The sequence below is a fragment of the Ekhidna sp. ABH4_415 genome (assembly GCF_056161305.1).
The window spans coordinates 273,856-299,183 of the sequence record NZ_JBSWYW010000007.1; the positions used below are offsets into that span (position 1 = coordinate 273,856).

General features: G+C 40.9%; 20 protein-coding genes. 7 read left to right on the plus strand and 13 right to left on the minus strand.

The features are described from left to right. Positions 1 to 155 precede the first annotated feature (155 nt). Positions 156 to 1,667, minus strand: coding sequence for a M20/M25/M40 family metallo-hydrolase (locus ACXAH9_RS14175; protein WP_474895509.1), 1,512 nt, complete (start codon positions 1,665 to 1,667; stop codon positions 156 to 158). 18 nt (positions 1,668 to 1,685) lie between these two features. On the opposite strand from ACXAH9_RS14175, the gene ACXAH9_RS14180 reads away from it, so the two are divergent. Then, positions 1,686 to 2,027 (plus strand): HIRAN domain-containing protein, encoded by a 342-nt coding sequence (locus ACXAH9_RS14180; protein ID WP_474895510.1) that lies wholly within the window; start codon positions 1,686 to 1,688, stop codon positions 2,025 to 2,027. 230 nt (positions 2,028 to 2,257) lie between these two features. Continuing rightward, the gene (locus ACXAH9_RS14185; RefSeq protein WP_474895511.1) at positions 2,258 to 2,671 is read left to right on the plus strand and encodes a hypothetical protein; all 414 of its coding nucleotides are present in this window, start codon (positions 2,258 to 2,260) and stop codon (positions 2,669 to 2,671) included. On the opposite strand, the gene ACXAH9_RS14190 is transcribed toward ACXAH9_RS14185, so the two are convergent. Beyond that, positions 2,595 to 3,425, minus strand: coding sequence for an alpha/beta fold hydrolase (locus ACXAH9_RS14190; protein ID WP_474895512.1), 831 nt, complete (start codon positions 3,423 to 3,425; stop codon positions 2,595 to 2,597). The genes ACXAH9_RS14185 and ACXAH9_RS14190 overlap by 77 nt on opposite strands. A 57-nt stretch (positions 3,426 to 3,482) precedes the next feature. Between ACXAH9_RS14190 and ACXAH9_RS14195 the strand changes: the two genes are divergently transcribed. After that, a complete protein-coding gene (locus ACXAH9_RS14195) occupies positions 3,483 to 3,875 on the plus strand; it encodes an alkyl hydroperoxide reductase (RefSeq protein ID WP_474895513.1) in 393 nt (130 codons plus the stop codon). Positions 3,876 to 3,883: 8 nt separating this feature from the next. Then, positions 3,884 to 4,261: a DoxX family protein gene (locus ACXAH9_RS14200; protein ID WP_474895514.1), complete on the plus strand. Its 378-nt coding sequence runs from the start codon at positions 3,884 to 3,886 to the stop codon at positions 4,259 to 4,261. Between the two features lie 16 nt (positions 4,262 to 4,277). On the opposite strand, the gene ACXAH9_RS14205 is transcribed toward ACXAH9_RS14200, so the two are convergent. From ACXAH9_RS14205 to ACXAH9_RS14235, 7 genes are all read right to left on the minus strand, one after another. Beyond that, the gene (locus ACXAH9_RS14205; protein WP_474895515.1) at positions 4,278 to 5,483 is read right to left on the minus strand and encodes a succinylglutamate desuccinylase/aspartoacylase family protein; all 1,206 of its coding nucleotides are present in this window, start codon (positions 5,481 to 5,483) and stop codon (positions 4,278 to 4,280) included. Beyond that, a complete protein-coding gene (locus ACXAH9_RS14210; protein ID WP_474895516.1) occupies positions 5,461 to 7,338 on the minus strand; it encodes a glutamate-cysteine ligase family protein in 1,878 nt (625 codons plus the stop codon). Before ACXAH9_RS14210 ends, ACXAH9_RS14205 begins: the two co-directional genes overlap by 23 nt. A gap of 95 nt (positions 7,339 to 7,433) precedes the next feature. Next, complete coding sequence (locus tag ACXAH9_RS14215; protein WP_474895517.1) at positions 7,434 to 8,141, minus strand: SIMPL domain-containing protein; 708 nt, start codon at positions 8,139 to 8,141, stop codon at positions 7,434 to 7,436. Positions 8,142 to 8,327: 186 nt separating this feature from the next. Continuing rightward, positions 8,328 to 9,626, minus strand: a complete 1,299-nt coding sequence (locus ACXAH9_RS14220; RefSeq protein WP_474895518.1) for a cryptochrome/photolyase family protein — start codon at positions 9,624 to 9,626, stop codon at positions 8,328 to 8,330. Positions 9,627 to 9,704: 78 nt separating this feature from the next. Then, on the minus strand, positions 9,705 to 11,180 hold the full coding sequence (locus ACXAH9_RS14225; RefSeq protein WP_474895519.1) for an SDR family oxidoreductase: 1,476 nt from the start codon (positions 11,178 to 11,180) through the stop codon (positions 9,705 to 9,707). 9 nt (positions 11,181 to 11,189) lie between these two features. Then, the gene (locus ACXAH9_RS14230) at positions 11,190 to 11,891 is read right to left on the minus strand and encodes an SDR family NAD(P)-dependent oxidoreductase (protein WP_474895520.1); all 702 of its coding nucleotides are present in this window, start codon (positions 11,889 to 11,891) and stop codon (positions 11,190 to 11,192) included. A 63-nt stretch (positions 11,892 to 11,954) separates the two neighbouring features. Further along, on the minus strand, positions 11,955 to 12,407 hold the full coding sequence (locus ACXAH9_RS14235; RefSeq protein ID WP_474895521.1) for a hypothetical protein: 453 nt from the start codon (positions 12,405 to 12,407) through the stop codon (positions 11,955 to 11,957). A 203-nt stretch (positions 12,408 to 12,610) separates the two neighbouring features. Here ACXAH9_RS14235 and ACXAH9_RS14240 point away from each other — a divergent pair, with 203 nt between their 5' ends. The 3 genes from ACXAH9_RS14240 to ACXAH9_RS14250 all read left to right on the plus strand — a co-directional run bounded on the left by ACXAH9_RS14240 (position 12,611) and on the right by ACXAH9_RS14250 (position 19,187). Then, positions 12,611 to 14,368 (plus strand): sensor histidine kinase, encoded by a 1,758-nt coding sequence (locus tag ACXAH9_RS14240; RefSeq protein ID WP_474895522.1) that lies wholly within the window; start codon positions 12,611 to 12,613, stop codon positions 14,366 to 14,368. Further along, positions 14,365 to 15,057: a LytR/AlgR family response regulator transcription factor gene (locus ACXAH9_RS14245; RefSeq protein WP_474895523.1), complete on the plus strand. Its 693-nt coding sequence runs from the start codon at positions 14,365 to 14,367 to the stop codon at positions 15,055 to 15,057. The genes ACXAH9_RS14240 and ACXAH9_RS14245 overlap by 4 nt, the downstream gene beginning before the upstream one ends. A 92-nt stretch (positions 15,058 to 15,149) precedes the next feature. Beyond that, the gene (locus ACXAH9_RS14250) at positions 15,150 to 19,187 is read left to right on the plus strand and encodes a T9SS type A sorting domain-containing protein (protein ID WP_474895524.1); all 4,038 of its coding nucleotides are present in this window, start codon (positions 15,150 to 15,152) and stop codon (positions 19,185 to 19,187) included. A 65-nt stretch (positions 19,188 to 19,252) separates the two neighbouring features. Here the strand turns inward: ACXAH9_RS14250 and ACXAH9_RS14255 are convergent, their stop codons facing one another. The 4 genes from ACXAH9_RS14255 to ACXAH9_RS14270 all read right to left on the minus strand — a co-directional run bounded on the left by ACXAH9_RS14255 (position 19,253) and on the right by ACXAH9_RS14270 (position 25,219). Continuing rightward, complete coding sequence (locus ACXAH9_RS14255) at positions 19,253 to 19,627, minus strand: hypothetical protein (RefSeq protein WP_474895525.1); 375 nt, start codon at positions 19,625 to 19,627, stop codon at positions 19,253 to 19,255. A gap of 105 nt (positions 19,628 to 19,732) precedes the next feature. Then, the gene (locus tag ACXAH9_RS14260) at positions 19,733 to 19,861 is read right to left on the minus strand and encodes a YdeI/OmpD-associated family protein (RefSeq protein WP_474895526.1); all 129 of its coding nucleotides are present in this window, start codon (positions 19,859 to 19,861) and stop codon (positions 19,733 to 19,735) included. 33 nt (positions 19,862 to 19,894) lie between these two features. Then, positions 19,895 to 21,388: a cryptochrome/photolyase family protein gene (locus tag ACXAH9_RS14265; protein WP_474895527.1), complete on the minus strand. Its 1,494-nt coding sequence runs from the start codon at positions 21,386 to 21,388 to the stop codon at positions 19,895 to 19,897. Positions 21,389 to 21,433: 45 nt separating this feature from the next. Then, positions 21,434 to 25,219 carry a two-component regulator propeller domain-containing protein gene (locus tag ACXAH9_RS14270; RefSeq protein WP_474895528.1) on the minus strand — a complete coding sequence of 1,262 codons (3,786 nt, stop codon included), beginning with the start codon at positions 25,217 to 25,219 and terminating at the stop codon, positions 21,434 to 21,436. Positions 25,220 to 25,328 lie beyond the last annotated feature (109 nt).

Here is a 25,328-nt window from a genome sequence, read left to right on the forward strand (position 1 = left end):
GTAGTCAATCTCCCTTAGTAAGTCATGCTGAATTTATTTTAGCATTACATCATGTAAGCCTCTGAAACGGGTTAAGCGTATCTGGACATCAAATAATCATTAAAATCCTACTAGAGCAATTCCCCTCCTTGGAGGGGTTAGGGGTGGGCTTTAACCTACTCCTCCATCGTCATCAGTGCGCTCATTAGCTTAATGCCATACCACAGGTTGCCGATGCGCAGATTTTCATCCGCCGCATGCTGGTTGTTGTCATGGTTTGCAATTGGTAAGATGATTGCAGGTTTTTGTAGTTCATCTGTGAAAAGATAGAGGGGTAATGATCCTCCTAATGTAGGAAGTAATAATAAGTCTTCACCCGCCACATCTTTCGAGCGTTTTATCACATCCTGGATGATAGGTAGGTCCATGGATGTCCTCGCCGCAGGGTAGCCACTGGAACGAGTGACCTTAGCAATCTTCGGATATTTCATTCGCGTCTCCTGATCCGGATCTGTTCGAACAATATAAAATCCTTGCTTTCGAATATGTGCTTCTACCAGGTCTTTTTGCTTTTCCGGATCGCACCCTTTTACCAGTCGCATGCCAATGGATGCTGTGGCGGTAGCCGGAACTACATTTCGGGCAAGCTTTCCAGTATTGCCACTGCTCAACCCTTTGATGGTTAATGATGGAAGTAATAATCGCTCGTTATATGAATCTGTTCCTTCTGGATCATTGATTCCTAATTCTTTCTTAAGCTCCTCATCAATCGGCGGGATGTTCGCTAGTGCCTCTTTCTCCAATTCGCTCAGAGGTTCCACATCGTCATAAAATCCATCGATCATCACATTGCCTTCTTCATCTTTCATGCTGGCGATGAGTTCTGAAAGCAATTGTCCCGGAACGGGGGCCCAGTTGCCGTAATGTCCGCTATGTAGTGGTCTGTTGGGGCCGTAGGTGGTTATCTCCATCCCGGTTACTCCTCGTACGCCAAAAACGAGTTGCGGTCTTCTGGACTGATGGACCGGACCATCACAAAACAACCAAAGATCTATTTCATCTACGAGCTCTCGATTGTCATTGAGGTACTGGTGCAGCTGATCTGATCCAGCCTCTTCCTGTCCCTCAAAGAAGAAGACCAAATTAGAAGTGACTTCTATCGTATTTGCCTGGATCATATCCAATGCGGTAAGTATCGTTATGATTGGTGCTTTGTCATCTCCGGCAGATCGGGCGTATATTCGATGGCTTTCATTGATATCTTCTGTTTTTGAGGGGAAGTCCATTGGCTCGCCCCCATTAAACATGGCATCCGAATAATAGACGGGCACCCAAGGGTCATTCGTCCATTTGGATTTATCTACCGGTTGTCCATCATAGTGTACATAGAAAGCGAGTGTTCGATCTGCACCCTCTACTGTATAATAGCCATAAACAATGGGAGGAGTGCCTACCATGCGTAGAAGTTTTGTTTCAACATCTCGCCGGTTCAGTTCTGAAATGATATGCTGAGCATTCTTATTGATATTTGGTAGGTCGAAAGCCACATTTGGCATAGAAAGTAGTGTTTTAAAGTTATTGATGATCTGGACGCCATTTTCTTGAATGTGCTGGTCAGCCAGTTTGTTGATGTCTTGAGCTGATAAAGTGAAAACGAGCAAGGTGAATAGTGCAGAAAAGATGCGCATGAGTTTTAAATTTGAGTTGTGGCTAAAATCATTAAGATTCCTTCTGTTTTTGTCTATGAAACCAAAGTTGTTGGTGTCTCTAAAGATAATGCAGATGGATCATCTCGTCAGGAGATCATCAGACGAGAGGTCGAAGAGGATGATAAACTCAAAGTAGAGGCAGAACCGGACAATCCTTACGACCTGAATGCGGTAAAGGTGCTATCAAAGCACGGAAATCAAATTGGCTACCTGAATAAAGAGATGGCAGAGACGATCAAGCCTGCTCTTGACAATCAAACAGAGATCCATGTCACTGCCAAGTGGGTGAATGGTGAAAAGATGCTTGGTGTGGGATTGAGGATAGAGCTAGTTAGTTAGCCCTACCTCCAAATTAATACTTTTTCTTTTTCTCTTTTTTTTCAGCTTTTTTCTCTTTGGCTGTTTTTAGAGGTTCCTTTTTTACGGCTTTTTTAGCGTCTTGGCCTTTACCCATGTCATTGTTATTTAGAAGGCTAAAGTGCAACTAATAATTTGAAATAAGCGCATATGCTTAAATTGATGGTATGTTCTAGTGTCAAACACTTCCTCATATTAATGGTTTTTATACCATGCTTGCAAAACTCCTCATTGATTTTGGATTGGTGATTCTCATTTGGATGACACAGCTGGTGGTGTATCCAAGTTTCACGCATTTTGATCAGGAGGAACTCTTTACCTGGCACCAGAAATACACCACTGCCATTTCTATGATTGTGATGCCTCTTATGCTGGGTCAAGTGATCTCACACGGTTATTTTCTGTACACAGATTTTGATATTCTCAAATTGATTGCCTTTATTCTCATCGGTCTTGCATGGATTAATACGTTTTTCTATGCCGTGCCATTGCATAATAAAATCAGTTTTGGGCAGGAGATCATTGAATCGGCCAGAGGACTGGTCAAGATCAATTGGATACGGACGTTTCTTTGGTCGGGAGTGTTTCTGCTAAGTCTTTTTGACTATCTAAAAAATCAAGGATAGTCTGGTTTACTTCCTTCGGTCTCTCTATGTTGCAAATATGACCGGCCTTAGAAATGGTCACCAATTCTACTTTAGAATGTGAATTCGCGAACCCTTTGGCGCTTGGTAGGAATAGGTAATCTTCATCACCCATAATTATAATGGTAGGAACATCAATCTCTTGTTGATGAAAAGACTTTAGGAGGCTAAAGAACTCACCGTATAATCCCAACCATTTCAAGTATTCACTTTGACTCAATTTTCTCGCTTGCATTTGATAGACCCTTCTTGCGGCCTGATGATCCTTTTTTGGCATCAGCAAGAAGGAGAAGATTCGATACATCAGCCGATATGGGAGAAATAAATTGACTATTCGTGCGGAATGCACGAATACTTTGATCATCCAGTTGGCATTGAAGATCCCACCGATCAGCGTCATGGACAGTGCCACGTCAGGAAGTCGTTCATAGATCGCTTGCATCAATACGCTTCCAAAGGAGAGGGTGACAAAATGAGCTCTATCAATCCCGATATGATCGAGTACATTTTTGATGTCTTTCACCACAATATTGAAATTGTAACTTTCATAAGCAGGCTGGATATTCTTTGATCCTCCATGATCCCTTAAATCGATCGCCAGTACATTAAATCTATTCTTGAAATCATCCATTTGATGCTTCCAAGTAGCAATACTGCCACCAGCTCCATGTAAAAAAACGACCCACTCAGAATTTTGATTGACCTGATGGGTTTGATAGTTTAAAATCTCTTGCACCTTTTCTCAACAAATAGGGTTCTCAAGTGTTTTTTCTGTATGTATAAGAAAAACTGGATGACCAACATACTTAGACTAGCGGCAGTATACAACTTGCTTTGGGGTGCATGGGTCATTTTATTCCCCAACAACTTCTTTGAGTTGGTAGGAATGGAACCACCATTACATACCATGATTTGGCAGGGCATGGGAATGGTGATCGGCGTTTATGGCTTAGGTTATTGGTGGGCTTCACAAGATCCTCTTACACATTGGCCGATCGTAGCAGTTGGTTTTCTGGGTAAAATATTTGGACCGGTAGGCTTTGTAATAAACTATGTCAAAGGAGATATTCCGTTTGGATTTTTCTACACGCTTATCACCAATGATTTCATATGGTGGATTCCATTTTTATTGATTTTGAAAGAAGCTAACAAGCAAAGGAAAATCCAATGGGTTTTAAAAAAATAAGCGTGTACATGCAGGGTGTTTTTTACATCCTGGCAGGTGCCAATCATTTCCTTAATCCGGAATTCTATTATCCATTAATTCCGGAATATTTTGTTTTTGAGGAACGGATGAATGGATTGGCCGGTTTTGCTGAAATACTTTTTGGAGTCGGATTATTATTTTATGCCACGCGTAAGGCTGCATCTTATCTGCTCATCACTATGCTGATCATATTCATTACCTCACACGTCTACTTCATACAACAGGGAAGCTGCGTAGAAAGTCTATGTGTGCCACACTGGCTGGGATGGGCTCGACTGGTTATTATTCATCCTTTACTGATCTGGTGGGCATGGTCAGTAAGAAAGCATTATGCCAAGTCGGAGATGATAAAGGCATATAAATGACACTTTTCTTGAGCCACTATAACTTGAACCAATCATGACCAATGTAGTCATGATTTCGAGCAGCAGCTTCACGATTATACATCAGGTACTTATCCTTGCTCACTTCGACGCTTCGATATCCGAATAAGTGAAATAGTTGCTTTGCAAAAAAACGAGCTATTCGTTTGTTTACAACTAAGGCGGACTGTGATTTGTCCTTCCATTTAACGCCCGGTAGCCATACAAGAATTTTGTCTAAACGATGTTTGCGAACAAAAGCAGAAAGCTTTAAAAAAAATGGGTGAATCTCGCGAATTAAAAAGAATCCATCTGAGCCTTTCGCTTGATAAAGTGGCATGAATATCCTTCCATTATGTTTAGCATAGACAGTGCCTTCATTGCTATTTGCCAGATGCTCGTGTTGCTTGATACGTTGGAAATTATAAAACCCAGGCAGCATTTTGAATATCTCATATTCTTTAAGATGGTAATGAAAGTAGATTTCATAGGTATGTATGATATCCCCGGTAGTTTTGGCAAGCAGTTGATGGTATTTATAGTGGTCCACAGCATTTTCACTAATGACGCCTGCATAGATCATTGATAGGTAAATAAATGCAATACAATTTTCGATGGAGGCCATATCATCATGCTGCCCTGCTTCAAAACCAAAGGCAACATATCCTAACTCATTGATATAGCTAAGAATAGGGCCTTCCAGGTATTCTTCAATTCCAAGAATGACAGGCAGTGGATACTGAGACGTAAAAGCTCTGTTTAGCAAGCTATCATTTACTGTTAGAAACGGAAGGGTGGCACTAGAGGTCGTATGCATATCAAAAAAGAATAGCGGTCCGTCTTCCTTTTCCCGAATGTCAATGAGTAATTGATTGATCTGCATTTGTTCAGCTTCATCCTGATGCTTAGCCATTGATAAGTCGCCATTCAGGTTTTTTAGACGATCTTTTGTCCACATTCGGTTCAGGTCTTCCTGTTGAAAACGCTCTGAGTGTTTTAATGCCCATAAGTTTCCGGCAATACCATAGATATTACCATGGAGAATTTCTGGGTCTATATTTTTTAATACATGATTTAACGCAAAGACACCAGCGGGTTCATTGCCATGTATTCCTGCCATAAATACAAGCGTTGGCCCTTTATTTTCCCCACGGACTTCTCCGATAATCCGACTAACCTCAATGGTTCTGTCAAGTGCTTTACTATGCACTTTTACGTTTGTCATATTGCTTAATGTCTTTAATCGTGACAATTCCTACCAGGTGATTGTGATGGATGATAGGCAGTCCCCCAATCTCATTTTTTTTCATGAGAGCAATCGCTTCAGGAATAGGCATTTCCGGGTCTGCGCTAATTACCTCTTTGGCCATAATGTCTCGTACTGTCTTGTCATTCTTTATACCCATATCTTCTTTAAATCGCTGCATGTGGGTCCAAGTGAGTATGCCAGAAACTTCACCATTTTGGTTTTCAACAGGTACGTGATGGATATTTTTCCACTGAATAATTTGTGTGGCCAACTCGGCTAAATCATCTTCCTGGACAGTAAAAACCCGTGTAGACATGATATGACCAACCTGTGATGCATGCTCGTGGGTAGGAGGGCGGTCTGGAATCTCAGGCCATTCATGGATAGGCTTCCCCTCATTTTGATACCTGTAGGTGTATTTGGTAAGCGCAAGCAAAGCATCATCCTTGCGAGTGGTTCTTTTTAGTTTACGGTAGTTTCTAATAGACCACTGAGCGCCTGTCTGTCCTACAGCCCTGGCGTCTATGATACGCAATAGTCGCTCTATTGATGCAGGTTCTACATTCATATAGGAGAGCCCATCATAGGCCATTGGGAGTAGTTCACGGGTAATAAGATCTCTAACAGAAACCTGCCTCCCTCTCCAGTTCATAATTGAACCCTTACCGTTTCTGGCTGCCTTAATGAAATTGGATTTTACATCTTCAAAATCCATGTGTTTGTGGATCTCTTTATGCGCAATTGTTCGGCCTTTCATCAGACCAACCCAAAAAGCAAAGTTTGCCATCTGGTCAACCACAGTTGGGCCAGCGGGGATGTAACGATTCTCAATGCGTAAATGCGCACTATCTGAAGTGGCTCCATAGCATGGCCTGTTCCATCGATAAATGGTGCCATTGTGGACGCTCAGGGCTTTCAATTTAGGTATTTTTCCTTCTTCGATTTCTTTTAATGAATCTGACTTGATTTCACGACTTAACAAAATCTTATGCTGGGCGATTTCATTTTTGTAAATATCTACAATACTTCCAGACTCCCATGATTCCCCAAAACTTACACGTGATATTTGATCTTTGAGTGCATAGGTTGATTGTCGCGTATCAATACTTTGCTGGAATAAAGCAATTCGTGTCTCATTCCAAAGCTCTCTGCCAAGGAGGAGTGGAGAGTTCGTGCAAATTCCAAGCACAGGACCCGAAATTGCTTGTGCCCAGTTGTAGCTTGAAATGAAGTCATCCGGGTCAACCTGTAGATGCATTTGAAAGCTGGTATTGCAGGCTTCCATTAACACTGAGTCATGCGTAAGGGAGAGTTCATCTACTCCTTTAATATGAAGGTTAAAGTCGGTCCCTCGTGCTCCAAGCATCATTTCATTTAACGCAGTGTAGCGAGGCTTTGGTGTCATGTATTCAAAAGAAAGCTCCGTTTTACTGATAGTGGGTAGGATTCCTGTAAGGAGAATGTAGGCCTCTCTTTTAGCGGCGATTGTGGAGGCTTTGTCAAGAAAGGTTCTCAAGTTCTTTTCCATTTCATCAAAGCAGTCTCCTTTTAAAACCAATGGGTCCAGATTAATTTCCAGATTATAGAGTGCCAGTTCATTGGTAAAGTGAGGATCATTAATGTCTTTTAGAATTTCATCTGCATTGTTCTGTGGTCGATAGTTTTTGGAAATCAGACAGAACTCTTGCTCAGCACCTATGCGACTGATACCTGATTCGATCATCCCTTTTTCCAACATAAGCCCAAGGCATTTTACATCATTAAGCAGATGCTGAATAAAGGAAGTCCGAATGGACTGATCTTTTGCAGAACTCACAACTTGATTTCCCATACCAACTTAATTTGATCTGTAAATTTTGATCAAATCTGCTGGTCGGGATATGATGTATGGCAGAGGGAAGACTGAGATGAATCAGTCTAGGGATACTAATCTTCGATATAAAATTCTAAGGTAGAAACAATGCGAACTTTCTTCATCACACCTGAATTTTGATCCAGGTCTGTGATGGAAAAATAGCCCTGATTAGCCGACTTGATTTTGCCAACTTTCGAACCGGAATCACGGGCAAATTTTTCCGCTGCTTCACGTGCATTTTTAGTCGCCTCTTCGATCATCGCCGGCTTGACATCATTGAGTTTTGTGTAGATGTAGGTCACCGGTTGCCAGCTATTTTTAGATCCGATTACAAGGCCCTGCCCAACGATGCTTGGCACCTTGTACATAGCCTCACTCATTTTATCTATTTTCGTCGTTCGCAAATTAAAATCCACCTTAGCAATGTAGCGATCCTGGTTGTATGCATTTTGACCACCGTAAAGGAGTGCACGATTATCCTGAATGGTGGGTGCTCCTACAGTTAATTCATCTTCTGTGAATGCCAATCCGGCAAAAAAATCCTGAAGGATTTTCGTCTGCTGTTCCAGTGTATTTTGAAGCTGGCCTAGCTCATTGCCAGACACGGTGAGCTCTAGTGGCCAGGTAGCAATGTCAGCTCGGACTTCACGTTCAGCCAGTCCTTTTACGACGACTGTTCTATCCAGCTTTTTACCGGCTACATAGGTCTGTCCAACAAAATATCCGGCAATGATAATTGCAAGTGAAAGGATCAGGGTAGGGACGAGGTTCTGCTTCATCTGTATTGAATTGTATGAGGTGAAGCTACGCATTTTACAGCATTATTTAAAGCACTAATTTATTACATGTCAAGTTATGATTAAGAGCAAATAAACTAGAATTATTAAGTAATGTAAGTGTATTTAAATACCTGAAATTTAATTAGATATGTGAAAAATATAATTAATACTAATATATTTAGTATTTTACTCTAAAGCACGCTTGTAAGCATTGAGGCATCTTTCTCTTGCCTCCTTATGATCGACGATGGGATCAGGATAATACTTCGTGTCAATCTCAGGTACCCACTTATTGATGTACTTCCAATTTTTGTCAAATTTTTCTGTTTGTGAGTATGGGTTGAAAATCCGAAAATAGGGTTGGGCATCTACACCTGTTCCGGCTGCCCATTGCCAGCCTCCGTTGTTGCTGGCCAATTCATAGTCCAGTAGTTTTTCCGCAAAGTATGCTTCCCCCCAACGCCAATCGATGAGCAAGTGTTTGGTCAAAAAACTGGCGACAATCATACGAACACGATTGTGCATGAAGCCGGTTTTATTGAGCTCTCTCATGCCCGCATCTACAATGGGATACCCGGTCTTTCCCTTCGTCCATTTTTCAAATTCATCTTCATTATTTCGCCACTTTACATCATCATATTTTCGATTGAAATTCGTGTCTACCACATGAGGAAAATGCCACAAGATAGCCTGATAAAAATCCCTCCAAATCAGTTCATTGAGATACTTCTCATTCAATGTTTTGGCTTGTTTAACCAGGTGTCGAATACTCACTGTCCCAAATCGTAAATGAAGACTCATTCTACTGGTGCCCCTGATAGCTGGAATGTCTCTGGTTTCATCGTAATTCGAGACGATACTTTCGTTCAGTTTTCGATCCGGAAACTCAATACCTGCAGGTTCAAAACCAACCTCTTTTAAGCTTGGGATTTCCTTTGCTTTTGCCTGATACCAATTCTTCTCTTCTTCTGATTTGTACGCGCTGAGATGACCACCTTTGAGGGTCTTTTTCCAAAGTCTGCTGTAAGGAGTGTAGACTACATACGGATCGCCATTGTCTTTGACGATTTCATCTTTTTCAAAAATGACATGATCTTTTTTAGCACGAAATTCAATGCCTGTCTCATTCAATAATTCATGAACTTCTTTATCCCGCTCACGAGCATAAGGCTCATAATCTTTATTTGCCCAGACAGCCTTGATGTCGTATTCTTCTAACAGCTCTTTCCAAATTTCAAGAGGCTTACCGATGCGTACATCCATGGTTCCACCTTGTTGTCTTATCTCACCCTGAAGGCGTAAGATTTCCTGATGGATGAATTCAACTCGTGCATCTTTTTTAGGAAGTTCATCAAGGATATTGGTGTCAAATATGAATATTGGTTGAACTGGATATGCTTCCTGATGAGCATGATACAGACTTCTGTTGTCTTCCAATCGAAAGTCTCTTCGAAACCAGAATATGGTGACTTGTGGTTTAGACATAGAATTTCATTTAATCTTATTCCCCTCCTTGGAAGGATCGGGGGTGGGTTAAGTTATTCATTATCCTATAACCCATCTCTAACTCCTCTCGGGAGAAGAATTGGTTTCTTTAAAGTTGATCAGATTTCTGGCCATGTTTTTAAAAATGAATCCGTGGAATGGAAATACCAGGTACCAGTAAAGACGTCCCCATAACCCCAAGGGTCTAAAGGTAGCTGTCTGAATCAGGCAATTTTTATCATCTTCAGGCTTAATTTTGAATTCCAGCCAGGCGTCACCCGGGAGCTTCATTTCTGCAAATAGGAGTAGACGTTTATTTGGCCTGTCGGCTTCCAGCACTCTCCAAAAATCCAATGCATCTCCTCCTTTCAGGTCGTCCGGACTTCTTCTTCCTCTCCTTAATCCAACACCACCGACTAGCTTATCCATGAACCCTCTTATCTCCCACAGCCAGTTGCCATAGTACCACCCACGCTCTCCTCCGATCTGCCAGATATTCTCCACTACTTCATCAGCACTTCGCTCAAAGGTGTACCTCCGTATGTCTTTAAAGCACCCAAATTTAGGTGCTTCTATTTGTGTAAGAAACGTTTCATTGAAAGATGGGCTGGCAAAGGAATCCTTCCAGGACGATATAATTTGCTTCTGATCAATTTTCTGAAAGGTACGTTCGAGTGATTCCTTATAGCTGTAAAGCTCTATGTCAACAGCATCTTTTATGGAGTCATCCTGAGCTATTACTTCATTCTTCATTGAATCAACCAGGTTTCTGGCCAATCGATAGGAAGTAGAAGTGACCAAATACAGCCATAGTGATGACAATCGAATGGTCAGTACAGGAATGGTAATAATCCACCGTTTCAACCCTCTGACTTCCGCAAACTGTAAAAGCATTTGTTTGTAGGTCAGGATGTCTTTACCACCGATATCGAAGGTTTTGTTAAGTGCTTTATCGTTTGCCAGAACTCCCATCAGGTAGTCCATTACATTAGCAATACCAATGGGTTGGCACTTGCTATTGAGCCATTTTGGGGCAATCATGACAGGCAGCTTCTCTACCAGATCACGGATGATTTCAAATGATGCCCCACCGGACCCGATGATAATACCCGCTCTTAATACGGTTAATGGTGCTTTTGACTCTGCTAATACCTCCTCGACGTTATGCCGGGATTTGAGATGTTCAGATAGTTCATCATCATTCACTATTCCGCCGAGATATATGATCTGATCGGCATTTGTGGAGTCAACGTACTCGACAAAGTTTGATGCTGAATCTGATTCCATCTTGCTGAACTTCTTGCTGTTTGAGTTCAGCGAATGGATCATATAATAGGCGACATCAATGTCTTTTGGGAGCTTCTGAAGGCTGTCTTTATTCAGAAAATCGCATTCAATAACTTCAACATGTTTGAGGAAATCATTATTGAAATCTTCAAAGTCAAAGCGACGAGCATCCCGAACCGGGCATACCACGGAATGACCGGCATCTACCAAGTAGGGAAGAAGCCTTCTTCCGATATATCCGGTGGATCCGGTCAATAGTATTTTCATCTTACGCTATTATATTGGTCTGACTGCAGACATGCCTCCATCCAGACCAATGATTTGTCCTGTCATCCAGCTGGAATCGTCCGAGAGTAGAAATTTAGCCATTCTTGCCACCTCTTCCGCAGTTCCTACACGATTGAGTGCATGACGCTCACCTGAATTTTTCTTTTTTTCTTCAGAGGAGAGTATACGACTCGCTAAGGGAGTATCTGTAACAGATGGTGCTATACAATTTACTCGAACTTTTGGTGCAAGCTCAGCTGCTAATGATCGGGTAATGCCTTCCAACGCACCTTTACTTGCTGCGACTGACGCATGAAAAGGCATGCCTTGCGAAACAGCCACGGTGCTGAACAGTACTACCGACGCATTTCCACTCTTTTTTAAGGTCTTTACTACTGACTGCAAGGTTATTACCGCACCTTTTACATTGATATCAAAGTCGTCCTGAAAGTCTTTTGGCTTCAATCCATGAAAGGGTTTGAGGTTAATAGTACCCGGACAATATGCAAACCCATCGATAGTGTCTAGATCGATGTTCGGACCTTCTTCTGATGTCACGTCATATGATATATGTGTTACATTAGAAAGTGAATCAAGTTTGCCCTTACTTCTTGAAAGTACGAGTACATTGTGTCCTTGTTCTGATAATTGTTTTGTTAATTCATATCCTATGCCGGAACTTCCTCCGACAATCACATAGTTTTTTTCCATGTTTAATTAACCATGGAAATACATCGAAGGTTTAGAACGAGGGTGTTGGAGACGTGTCTAAATCTAGTTCTCTATCCGAACATACGACTCATATGCAGTTTCTTCAGGTCCTTTGATCACCTGAGTATATGTACTGTCGGTAACGTCTATACCGATTCGGAAGAAATTACCATCCTTGCTTATGACCTGCCTGAATGCCCAGGAACCAGAGATCATGGTCTCATATAAGGTATCTCCTTCGATGTTATAGGTACCAAATCCAAACCATTCGGTGTACTCGGCTGGAGATTCAAAGCCCCACATTACACTACCATCAACATACATTTTAAATTGGACCCGTTCGTCCGTAGTGGTGTCACCCTCATTTGAAACAGTCATGTAATCGGTCATTCTCCATGCACCGGTGAGTTTATCTCTGGTTTGTTCTTCCATTCCGGTTCGTTGAACTTCGGGTGATTTCTGATTGCAACTAGTCAGAATAAAAACAAAAAGGATGAGGTGTGCTGCGTGTTTCATTGATTTATGAGCTTGGTTCAACTATAATTTAATGAAAAATATGGCTCAATGCTATTATTGTAGTTTAAAATTTGGATAGAAGGCGATATGCATAATAAAAAACTAATTTATGTTTCTTACAGCTTTTCTGTAGGACGAAGTTGTGGACTCCCACAACTTATCATTTAATCAGTAATTCTTAATTTCAAATAGAATTCATCCATATGCATCAACAGCGCACTATCGTTTTCTTTCTCGCAGCACTCTTATCGCTTTATCATGTCAATGGGCAAAAGGCAGACTCTTTGATATCACGAATTGAAGAAACTTCCTCTTATGAGGTTAAACTTTCTGTTTACAATGAGCTTCTAAGTGATTTTTACAATGAAAGAAATGATTCATTGCTTTATTATGCTCAACAATATCTTGAGTTAGCCCAGAAGGCAAATCAACCAATGCATCAGATATACGCATTGGAATATCAAGCACTCTATTATGACCTGTATAAAAGCGATTACTTAACCAGCTTTCAACGATATGAGCAGGCGCTTGATATTTGCGACGAGCATGGAATTGACTATAAGCAGGATCTCTATCATGGTATAGGCATTCTTTTCCATATTTCAGATGATTATGAGAAGGCGCTTACCTACTATGAGCTTGCTGTTGATAATACGTCCGATGATCCAGACTTTAAGAAGAAGGTTCTGACGAATATGGCTAGTATTCAAAGTAGCCTAGGGAATTTTGATGAGGCAGAGAAACTGTTTCTGGATGCAATTGAAATAAATGTGCCTTCATCAGACATGACTAATTCACTGTATTCCAATTTTGGAAACCTTTACTTACGAAAAGGTGAGCCGGAAAAAGCAATCCCATATCTGGAAAGAGCATTGCAAATTGGGCTTAAGAAAAAAAACAAAGATGGTATTTTTTTCGATATCAGCTTTTTAATTGATGCTAAAGTCACCATGAAGGATAAAGATGGGCTCGACACACTTATTCAGTTTGTTGATCAGCATGAGGCTTCAATACTTAACCTAAGAGAGAAAATCATTATTTATCGTAGCGTCTATGAGGCTCTACAGTTATTGGAAGACTTTCAAAAGGCATCTACCTACCAGGACAAGTACATAGAAGGTCATGAACAGCTGATCGAACAGCAGCGTTCAGATTTAGTGTATGAGATGGAAGCGAAGTATGACAATGAAAAGAAGAAAAAGGAGATTGCAGAACTGGAGGTGGAGCAAGAGCGTGCTCGGAACCAACGAAACATTTGGTTCATGATTTCGGGTCTGGTTTTAGTGCTTGCAATATTCCTTTTCATACTTCTTCGAACCAAATCAAAGAGCAATGCTTTAATCTCAAAATCACTGATCGAGAAAGAAACACTTCTAAAGGAAATCCATCATCGGGTAAAGAATAACCTCCAGGTGGTTTCCAGTCTGCTAAGTATGCAATCCAGATTTATTGAAGATAAGAAGGCGCTTGGGGCGGTTAATGAGGGGCAGCATCGGGTGGCCTCCATGGCGTTGATCCATCAAAAACTGTATCAGGATAATAACCTGTCGGGTGTAAATGCACAGGATTACATAGCTGATTTAACTGATACGTTGGCTGAGGCCTATGGTATAAATGACCGTATAAACGTTGTTTATGAAATAGATCGGTTGAACATTGACGTAGATACGATTATTCCAATGGGGTTAATTCTGAATGAATTGATCAGTAATTCCTTCAAGCATGCCTTTCCAGACGATAGGGAGGGAGAGCTTCGTGTTTATTTAAAAGAGGAATCTGAAAAGCTCACATTAAAAGTGACTGATAATGGCGTTGGTCAAGGTGAAGTAGAAGGGAAGAATACGTTTGGTTCCATACTCATTCAGTCGTTAGCTCAAAAACTCCAGGCCTCTATACAAACGCAGAATGAAAAGGGATTCATGACCCAATTAACCATCAGTAAGTATAAATTAGTCTCGTGAGTGCCAGAATTCTTATTGTAGAAGATGAGCCTTTGATTGCTCAGGACTTGAAATTTTTACTCAATGATATGGGCATTGAAGCGGTGCACATCACGATGAGTTATGATGAAGCGATTGATTCTCTAAAAAACACTTCATTTAATCTGGCACTTTTGGACGTGAATCTTTCGGGAAGTAAGGATGGCATACACCTTGCAGAACATCTAAATATAGCCTCACAAACTCCTTTTATTTTCATTACCTCTTATTTCAATACTTCTGTCATTGAACGGGCCAAGCGAACCAAACCCCAGGCATATCTGGTAAAACCATTTCAGGCAAAGGATGTGAAGGTGAATGTGCAGATGGCGCTTTTTAAAGCTTCTGAGAGTAAATCTGAAAACCCGGTCTTTGTGAGAGAGAAAAACGGATCAATTAAAGTGGATTTGGATAAACTGCTGTACCTGGAAGCAGTAGATAACTATACCCGTTTGATATTTGAGAATGAAGAGGTGATGGTAAGTCAAAATTTAAAATCGATGCAGGAGAGGTTGGACTCAAAAGAGATCATTCGGGTTCATAAATCTTACTGTGTGAACATTAATGCCATCTCTACCATCAAAGGAGGAGCCCTATTTATCAACGATCATAAAATACCAATTGGCAGGGCTTATAAACATGATTTTATTGATCGTATTTCCTTTCTTTAGGTCGTTCACGAACTAAATCGGTCGTTCACGAAAATTATTTTTAATGTTATTATTTGAGTAGCAACTTGAATGTGAATATTTCAAGCGCTACTATGAAAAAATCAATAATCACCTTTTTGTTTTTTGTCTTTTTTACGTCACTATTTGCTCAGGATTACTACTGGGTAGGAGGCTCAGGTAACTGGTCAGATTATGAGAATCATTGGGCCACAACGAGTGGAGGGTCTACTTTTCATACCCAGGCCCCAACTTCATCAGATAATGTCATTTTTGATGTCAATTCGTTTGACAGTTTTGGTCAGGTAGTAACCTTGGATATTGAAGCAAACTGCCTCTCTATGGATTGGTCTGATGCAACCAATTTTCCTACTATCAATGGTAATGACAATGATATAAATGTCTATGGATCGATCACCATGTCTGCTGACATGACAGCCGATTTCGACGATATAGAATTTGAGGGTAACGCCACCGGAAATACGATTACAACAAACGGCACCTATCTGGGTGACAACTCTCTGATACGACTGAATGGAGTAGGTGGTGAATGGACCCTTCAGGATAATCTTCATGTAAAGAATTTTTATCTTAATGCTGGCACTTTCAATACAAATGGAAACGATATCCTGGCAGAAGCAAGGTTTACTACATCAGGAACTTCAGTTAAAGTGATAAACCTTGGCAATTCGGAAATAACCACAGATAGATGGTGGATATATGGATCCAACATCACGATTAATGCGGGCACTTCAAAGATTTTGACTAATTCATTTTACGGTGATCAGGAGAGTGATGGGCCATTTACTTACTATGACCTGAAATTCCTTGGAGGCTTTTGCAGATTACGAAATGATGCAGCTTTCAATGAGATCACATTCCCTGCAGGATTAGAACTAGAGTTGGAATCCGGTGATGTCTTTACTGTTAACAATTTACTCTCAGAAGGAACCAAATTTGATCCAATTGATATCTATGCCAGCACAGCTGGAAGTGAAGCTACTTTTAATTCCACATCAGCAAGCATCTCTATTGATTACATAGAGTTGCAGGATGTTCATGCAACCGGCGGAGCATCTTTTTCGGCCAATAATTCGATAGATAATGGAAACAGCACCGGCTGGAGCATTTCAGCACCTGTTGCTCAGAACTACTATTGGGTAGGAGATGACGGGGACTGGACTGATGCAGCGAATCATTGGGCTAATTCTTCTGGCGGCAGTACCTTTTACACGGACTATCCAAGTCGCTATGATAACGTGTTTTTTGATGCCAATTCATTTACTCAAGGTTCTCAGGCCATCACTGTTGATATTGAAAATGCGGAGTGTGCTTCCATTGACTGGACTGGAGTGACCAATGCGCCAACATTTTCAGTGCCATTTGGTAACAACATAAATGTGTTTGGGTCAGCAACGTTTACCGATGATGTTGATAAAGATGTTCCCGGATATATTAAGTTAAAAGGGAGAGGTAATCATACACTTACACTCGGATCTGGCGGAAATGTGACTTTCCTGAGCGTTGATTGCTCGGGAAGTTATGATGCTATGGATGATTTGGAAATTGGAAGAAACCTGCTTGTGTATGGCGGCACATTGAATTTAAATGGCTTTAATGTTAATGCCACTGCATCGAACAGTGAGGTGGAGTTATATGGAAACGACGTGGTTTTAAATGCCGGTAGTGGGACAATAACAACGGCGATATTCTCATTTCTAAATTCTTCCAGTACCCCAACTTTCAATGCAGATAATTCTACATTGATTGTAAAATCAGAAATCACGATTACCAGTAGTGTAAACAAAAGCCTCACTTTTAATGACCTGGTTCTGGATGGTTCAGTATATGTAGAGGGAAGCCACACGATAGAGAATCTTACTATCCTATCAGGATCAAATGTGTCTTTTGAAGAAAGCTCTACTAACATCATAAATGGCGACCTTATCTTGAATGGGACTAAGCCCAATCCGATTGCTATCAGTTCAGATCTTTCAGGTACACAAGCTACGCTTTCCAAGTCATCAGGAATTGTCGATGGCGTTTATTTGATTCTTGAGGATATGGTGGCGACAGGCGGAGCTACCTTCAATGCTGATCAGACCATAGACAATGGAAATAATTCAGGGTGGAATATCACAGAACCAACCGGGTCGGATTATTATTGGGTTGGAGATGGAGGCGATTGGTCAGACTATGCTAATCACTGGGCAACCACCTCTGGTGGATCGACCTTTCATGATGCTGCTCCCGGAGTTTTAGATAATGTCATTTTTGATGCTAACTCCTTCAGTACTGATCTGGAGGTGGTGATCATCGATCAGGCTTCTGCCAGTTGTCACGATTTTGACGCATCAGGAGTGGATCAACTTTTTTATCTATCAAATAGTACAAAAGAGCTCAATGTGTATGGATCATTAGCGAGATCTGTTGATGCAATTTTTGATGTTGGCACTATAAATTTTCTCTCATCAGAAATGGAAACGATCGATTTTGCCGGAGGACCAGGTTCAACAAAAACAATCAACATTCTTTCTTCGGGAGAATTTACCCTATTAAGTGATTTAGTGACCAGAGATATCGATATGGAAAGTGGTACACTGAATACTGACGGGTTTTCAGTAACAGCTTTGGGTTTCAATTTTTTTGGTGATGAAAGTAAGGTGCTGAATTTGGGAACCTCAGTTTTGGACTTAAGTTCCTGGAGGTCAGATGCGGCAACCAATACGACCATTAATGGTGGAAGCTCTGAAGTTACAATATCCGGTACCATTTTATTTTCAAATGATGTGGGTTCATCATGGACCTTAAACAACCTGACATTGCAGGATGATGTCATCATTTATAATGACCTCACGGTGAATAGGTTAACGATCGAACCAGATAATGTAATCAAGTGGACCGTCGATCTGACAATTGAAACAAACGAACTGATCATAGCAGGAACCGAAGAAATGCCTATTACTCTGGAGCCTCAGGTGGCTGGTACAACCCTCACCTTATCACAGAGCTCAGGTGTGGTAAATGGGGATTACCTCCTGTTGGAAAATGTAACTGCCACAGGCGGAGCTACTTTTAATGCCCTAAACTCAGTAGACAATGGGAATGTAGTAGGTTGGATATTTAGCCGTCTCCCCCAAACGATAACTTTCGACCCGCTGGAAAATAAAACCTTTGGGGACGCACCGTTTACATTAGAAGCGACTGCATCTTCGGGACTCGAGGTTAGTTTTCAGCTCATATCGGGACCAGCCTCACTGGATGGTGACCAATTGTCCATAACAGGTATTGGGACGGTGCAGGTACGTGCCGAACAGTCCGGAAATATTGATTATGAGCCGGCACCATCCGTGCTACAAACTTTCGATGTGGAGAAGGCAGGCCAGATAATCACCTTTGGCACTTTGGAGACGAAGACCTATGGAGATAATTCATTTACACTATCAGCGACTGGGGGTGCTTCTTCAAGCCCTGTAATCTTTGAGTCTTCCAATCCTGATGTAGCTACTGTGGATGGAAATGAAGTGACGATTGTGGGTGCAGGATCAACTACTATCACTGCTTCGCAGGATGGCGATGAAAACTATCTCTCAGCCGCAGATGTGGAGCAGTTGCTTACAGTCAATAAAGCTGATCAAACAATCACATTTGATGAAATAGCTGATTATGAAATGGGCGTAGATACCGAACCGATTATGCTTGCAGCAACTTCCAGTAGTGGACTGGAAATTACCTATGCTATTGATGGCCCTGCAAATCTGGATGGAAATGAACTAACGCCAACAGGAGTAGGGACGGTAAGCGTAACTGCGACACAACCAGGAAATAGTAATTACAATGCAGCAGGTGACGTTGAAGTTTCATTCGAAGTAACCGAAAGCACCACGCTTGGCAATTCAAAAGTTGTTCTACATATCTACCCGAACCCGGCTTCAAATCACTTTGAGCTTAGAGGGTTGAATGGGATCAATATTGCCGGCATTGCGATCTATTCACTGAATGGGGAACTAGTCAAAACATATAAAGCAGCACATGGGCCGAAAAAAGTTAGTGAGTTATCACCAGGGGTTTATTTCGTGAAGGTTCATCATGAAAATCAGGATTTTCATACCGTAAGATTGGTTGTTCGGTGACGACAGCTGATTCCTAGTAGCGAGCCTCCCTCCCGGGAGGCTTTTTTTGTGAATCAAATAGGTGCCTAGGCTAAAGTTGATTTGAATTCAAAACGAGCCAAGAAAGTGATAACAAGGATTTCCAGAATGAAATAGGTTAATCCCAGAAGCGTCAACATGTCAAAATATATTCCCATCAGTATAAGTGTGGTTACACAATAGAGCAGATTTGCAATAGCGATTGATCTTAATCTGGCTTTTGCATTTACAGGATTGATATAATAACAAGAAAAGGAGTTTAGCATAAAAAGAACGGCCACACCTGCAAGTACCCTTAGGATATGTACAGGCATACCAATTAGGCTATGATAGTGAACGAGCACAAGTCCCAACAATATTGCCGATAGAAGGCCACCAACTGTATCGATGAGAAATAGTTTTCTGATTGCGGAGTTTTCCATTTAGAAGGAAAACTACTAACATCACCTTTCATTCCAACCCTTACCTTCAAAGATTTTAGGCATTGCCTTTTCAATTCTGGATGTTCTTGTAGCAGATTGTTTGGCTTATGAAAAATGGAGCAGGTAACCTCTTCGTCTTCCTGGAGTTAGCGATTCAAAAGCGTCTTTGAAACCCGGATCTTCCTGAAACTTGTTCTCAAGCTCTTCCGGCATGGGAAACTCTTCTTTTTTCATTTTACAGCTGAGTTTCTTTAAAGAAAATGGTTTTTAGTGCGTCACCCGCTCAATAAACCGGTTCGCTGCTTTAAATATCTTCTCCTTCTTCTCCGGATTCATCTTTTTTAGGGTAGCTACCATCATGGACATGCGCTGATTGTTGGCAAACGTCTCCAGGTTTTCTTGTATGAAGCGCCAGTAGAGACCATTCACAACATCCTCCCAATCCCCCGCTCCATAGTCACTCATCTTTTTGATGTAGTTCGCCCCACCTATGTAGGGCTTGGTAGCGAAGATGCCACCGTCTGCAAACTGGCTCATACCATACACATTGGGTGCCATCACCCAATCCGCTGAGTCCACATACATCTCCATAAACCATTTGTAGACCTCTTCTGGATCCAGTTCGCAAAGGAGCATGATATTCCCCAGCACCATGAGTCGTTCGATGTGATGCGTATACCCATATTTATTGGCCTTTTTGATCGCATTGTCCAGAGGAGGAATGCCTGTACTTCCATCATACCAACAGGACTTCATTTTTCGCTTGTGATTAAAATAATTGACGTTTAGCTTTTTATCATATTCATGATAGATGCCACGCATAAACTCCCGCCAGCCGATGATTTGCCTAACAAAACCTTCTACGCTTGGGAAGTGTGTGTCGTGTTCCTCGTAGTACTCCAAAGCCTTATCGACCACCTCATCAGGAGTTACCAATCCCATGTTAATATACGGGGACAAGACCGAATGAAAGGCGAACACTTCCTTGCTATGAATGGCATCTTCATAGGGTCCAAAATTTTCAAAACGTTCTTTTAAAAAAATGTCAAACAGATAAAGCACCTGCCTGCGTGTGGTTGCCCACCGAAAGTTGTTTGTATTTCCGGGGTGATCCGGGAATAATTCATCTACTATTTTTTTAACGTCTTCGGTATGATCAGTAGGATGCGAAGTGGGTTGCTCAGGAATGCGAATCTCTTTTGGTAGTTTCTTACGGTTCTCCTCATCAAATGACCAGCTGCCATTAATTGGATCGCCTTTCTTGTCAATGAGTATGTTAAAGTCACGCCGCTGCTGTTTATAGAACGTTTGCATTAAGGGCTTGTACTCCTGATTGAATTTTCTGAATTTTTCCTTCGTGGTAATGAATCCCGGTGAATCAACGATGGTGAGTTTTAGCTTTTCATTTTTGCAGAACTCTTTGATTCGTTTTTCAAAGAAATGATCCTCAATATCGTATGTCACGATCTCCTGTATATCTGCATACGAGTCCATCGTTTCCTTCAGTTTGTCTTCATAGCTCTTACCTCGATTTTCTCGATTGAGTTTATGATAGTTCAACGTGAAGCTCTTCTCAATTTCCTCGGCATGAGTGCGCATCGCTGAAAGGAATAATACCAACTTGTGTTTATGATACTTGAAGTGTGTACATAATCCGGCATCCTCCGCCATAAAGAAGAGGGTATGCTTGTCCGGGTTTAATCGATTATGGTCATGGAATAAACAATTGCCGAGTATGAGTGCTAGTTTTTTGTACGCCATATGGCATTAACCATATAGTTTACACGACTGTTTAGTCACTTTTGATCAATGTGCATTATGATCTTCGCCATTTAGTTTAAATTGACTCATACGTTCATTGAGCTTATCAATTATTTGAGATACTTGCCTGGTTTTTTCTGAATACTGATTCATTCCTGAACTTAATTCATTGGAGGAAGTTGCTATCTGTTCAGTGCCAGCTGCTGCTTCCTCAGAAATAACCACTACACTTTCCATTAGCTGCACCACCTCTTTTAGCTTTTGGTGCTGAGAATTTGCATGATTAACTATTTGATTCGATATTTCTAACGTCTGTGAATATGAGTGAGCTAAAGCATCAAATGAGTTTGTTGCCTCTTTTGAGGCAACAGTACTTTGATTGATGTCCTTACCCATTTCTAAAATTGATTGTTGTGTAGTATTTATTGAGCTCTTCACATCATCAATAATACTCTCAATCTCAACAACAAAGTTATTGGAGTTTTCAGCTAATTTTCTGATTTGATCTGCAACCACTGCAAAGCCTCCTCCGGCTTCTCCGGCCTTTGCAGCCTCTATGGCGGCATTGAGTGCAAGCATATTTGTTTCACTTGCTATTTCCTTTATTGAACCCAGGATGCTGGAAATTTTATTTGACTTTTCAGAGAGTGTGCTGATTGCATGGGTTGTTTCTTCCGAAGTAGCAATCATTTTTTGCATATTCGAATTCATGTTGTTCATCTGCGACTTACCTTCATCACTGATGTCAACGCCTTTTTCAGCAGCTTCATTGATTGATTTCGCTTCTCTACTCACGTTAGAGGATGCTTCCATGATGCTCTCCAGAATGTTTGATGCTTCATCTATCCTTCCTACTTGTTGTTGCGCGCCAGTGCTCATTTCAGATGTGGAGGTAGCAATTTCTTCTGTTCCTGTTTTCATCTCAACACTAGTGATCAACATTTCTTCTGAGGCAATATCAATTTTACGAGCGTATTCACCAATACTTTTTAATAGCTCTGATAGATTATCTATGGCATAATTCAGATTATCCGTGACAGATTTAACATCCCCTTTAGCTTCTTCCTGATATCTTTGGCTCAGGTCACTGGTTGCCATGGCGTTAATGATTTCATTGATTGCATTAAAAGGGATAAGTATTGACTCGAAGAGCTTATTAATAGACTCCCCAAGTTCTTTCCATTGCCCTGCCTTATTTTCCAGATTTATACGTGCAGAGAAATCACCGGAATCGACCGCCTGATTTATGACGCTATTTGTTTCTTCTACTGCTGCTGTAAGGTTCTCCTTTTCGTTTTGAAGCGATGCATTCTGGAGTTTTACTTGAGTAGTGGCTTCTTCTATTCGTCTTTGTAATTCCTCTTTTTGTCTTCTTGCACTTAATATTCTCCATCTGAAAAAGAAGAAAGCAACAGACATAATGGTGATTATGGAAAGTGATCTAAACCACCAGGTACTCCACCATGGTGGCAGGATATTAATTACAAAAGAATCTTCAAATTGTGACCATGCACCATCGCTATTGGTACCCTGAACTCTAAAGGTGTAAGTATCTGGGTCCAGGTTGGTATAACTTGCAGTTCGCTTACTTGCATCGGTATAGATCCAATCTTCATTGAAGCCCTCAAGTTTATATCTGTATTTATTTGATAAGGGTGAGGTAAAGTCCAATGACGCAAACGCGATTTCTAATACATTTTGATCATATTTAAAATTAAGTTCCTCTATGAACTGGACTGATACATCTGTTAAGGGCTCGCCATTATTCTTAGTTATTTCTGAGACGGGTTTGTCAAAAAGTTTAATTGATGTAATAGCTATTTTAGGATTGAATTGACTGATCCTAACCTCCGAAGGATGAAATGCATTTAAACCTTTAATACCACCAAAGTACATCGTGCCGTCGCTTGCTTTAATGGAAGCATTGTAATTGAACTCATTTCCCTGAAGACCGTCGGCTATGGTAAAATTCTGAATGCTGTGTGCCTTAGGATTGTATTTGCTGATGCCCTTATTGGTAGCAATCCACAAATTCTTTTGACTGTCTTCAAGTATACCGTTTATTACAAGACTGTGAAGAAGTTCATTAACTGAAGCAATTGTGATTTCCTTGGTAGTCGGATTGAGTATGTTGATTCCCTCTGATGTTCCGATCCACAATTGACCTTTTGAATCTTCAAATAAGGTACGGATTGTATTATTTAAAAGCGTTGTGGAGTCACCGTCTTTGTGTTTAAAAACAGTGAATTTTCCTGTTTTACGATTCATTAGATTTAGACCAGCATCTTCTGTTCCGACCCAGAAATTACCTTTAGAATCTTCGAATAAAGAGAATATTAGGTTGCTACTAAGCGAACCTTTCCTCCCGTCAGCAACATGGTGCTTGAAAGTTTCAGTGATAGGATCATATTTGTCTAAACCGCCATCAAGCAATCCAAACCAAATATCACCATACGTATCTTGGATGATTGACCAAACATTTCTGCTGTTAATGCTGCCAGGATTGTTTGGGTTTGGCATGAAGACCTTAAACTGTCCCGTTTGTCGGTTTAGTCGATTGACACCTCCTGCATATGTACCTATCCAGATATAGCCAGTGTTATCTTCAAGCATTGAAATGGCCACATTGGTGCTGATGCTATTCGTCCTCGGGTTATTTTTATAGTGGATAAATTCACCGGTTTTAGGATCAAGGCGATCTAAGCCTCCGCCATCCGTTCCGATCCAGATATACCCATCCTTAGATTCCATAACTTCAATGACAGAATTAAAACTCAAGCTATTTTCTTCAAAGGGTATCTGTTTGTAATGACGGAACTTGGTTCGATATGGACTGTAAGTGTTTATCCCCCCACGGAAGGTACTAATCCAGATGACTCCAGAATTGTCTTCATAAATATGGTATATGGCATCACTACTTAGAGATTGGTTATCCAATAGACTTGATCGGATATATGAAAATTGGTCGTCAGTAAGGTCGAGTACGTTAATGCCTGCGCCATCAGTCCCAATGTATAAAAAACCGTCTTTCCCCTTGAAAAGGGAAGTTATGATGTTAGAAGATAAACCGGACCCTTCGGTTGTGTATCTCTTGAAAGATCCGTTTTTTGTGTTCATTCGAATTAGTCCATTTCCATCTGTTCCAATCCAAAGAGTACCATCTTTATCTTGTAAAAGGGGCTTACGATTGCCAAAATCATTCTCCTCAGCGTAGGTATACTGTTCTGATTTTCCGGTCGTTATATCAAGCAAGTCAATAGAACCCGATTGGGACCCTACCCAATACCGACTCCCTGAATGATGGATAATTGAAAAGATGTTATCATCAGAGATACTGCCCCTTCCAGTGTTTAAAAGCTGGATATCTTGACCTTCAAGATCATAGACAGCAACACCCCCACCGAGTATTCCTACCAATACTTTGCTGTCTTTGGCTATTAATGCTCGGATTGAGCCGGGAGGGAAGGGCTTGGTAGTTTCTAGTCGACTAAATTTTTCGTTTTTCCAATCAAACAGGTTAATTCCGTTGTTTCTCGTTCCGATCCAAAGTGTACCACTTTTATCTTCAGTAATAGCGGTGATGATATTTCCAGAAATACTCTGAGAATCATCTTTGACATTCTTGAAAACTGTTATTTCATATCCATCATATCTATTTAACCCATCGACCGTCCCAATCCAGACAAAGCCTCTGGAATCTTTAAATACACAATTTACTGTACCAGTGGAAAGCCCGTCATTGGAAGTAATATGTTCAAACTTCCAGTTGGATTGCGTATGAGAAATAAGAGGAAATAGGGTTAATAAGAGTAAAAATGAGGTTATCCGCATAATCTATTATCAATGATAAATGGCATTCAAGATATTTTAAAATCAGCAGTCATGCCATAATAAAATCAAATTGGAAAGCATATTAATCAATTTGTAGATATTCCCCACT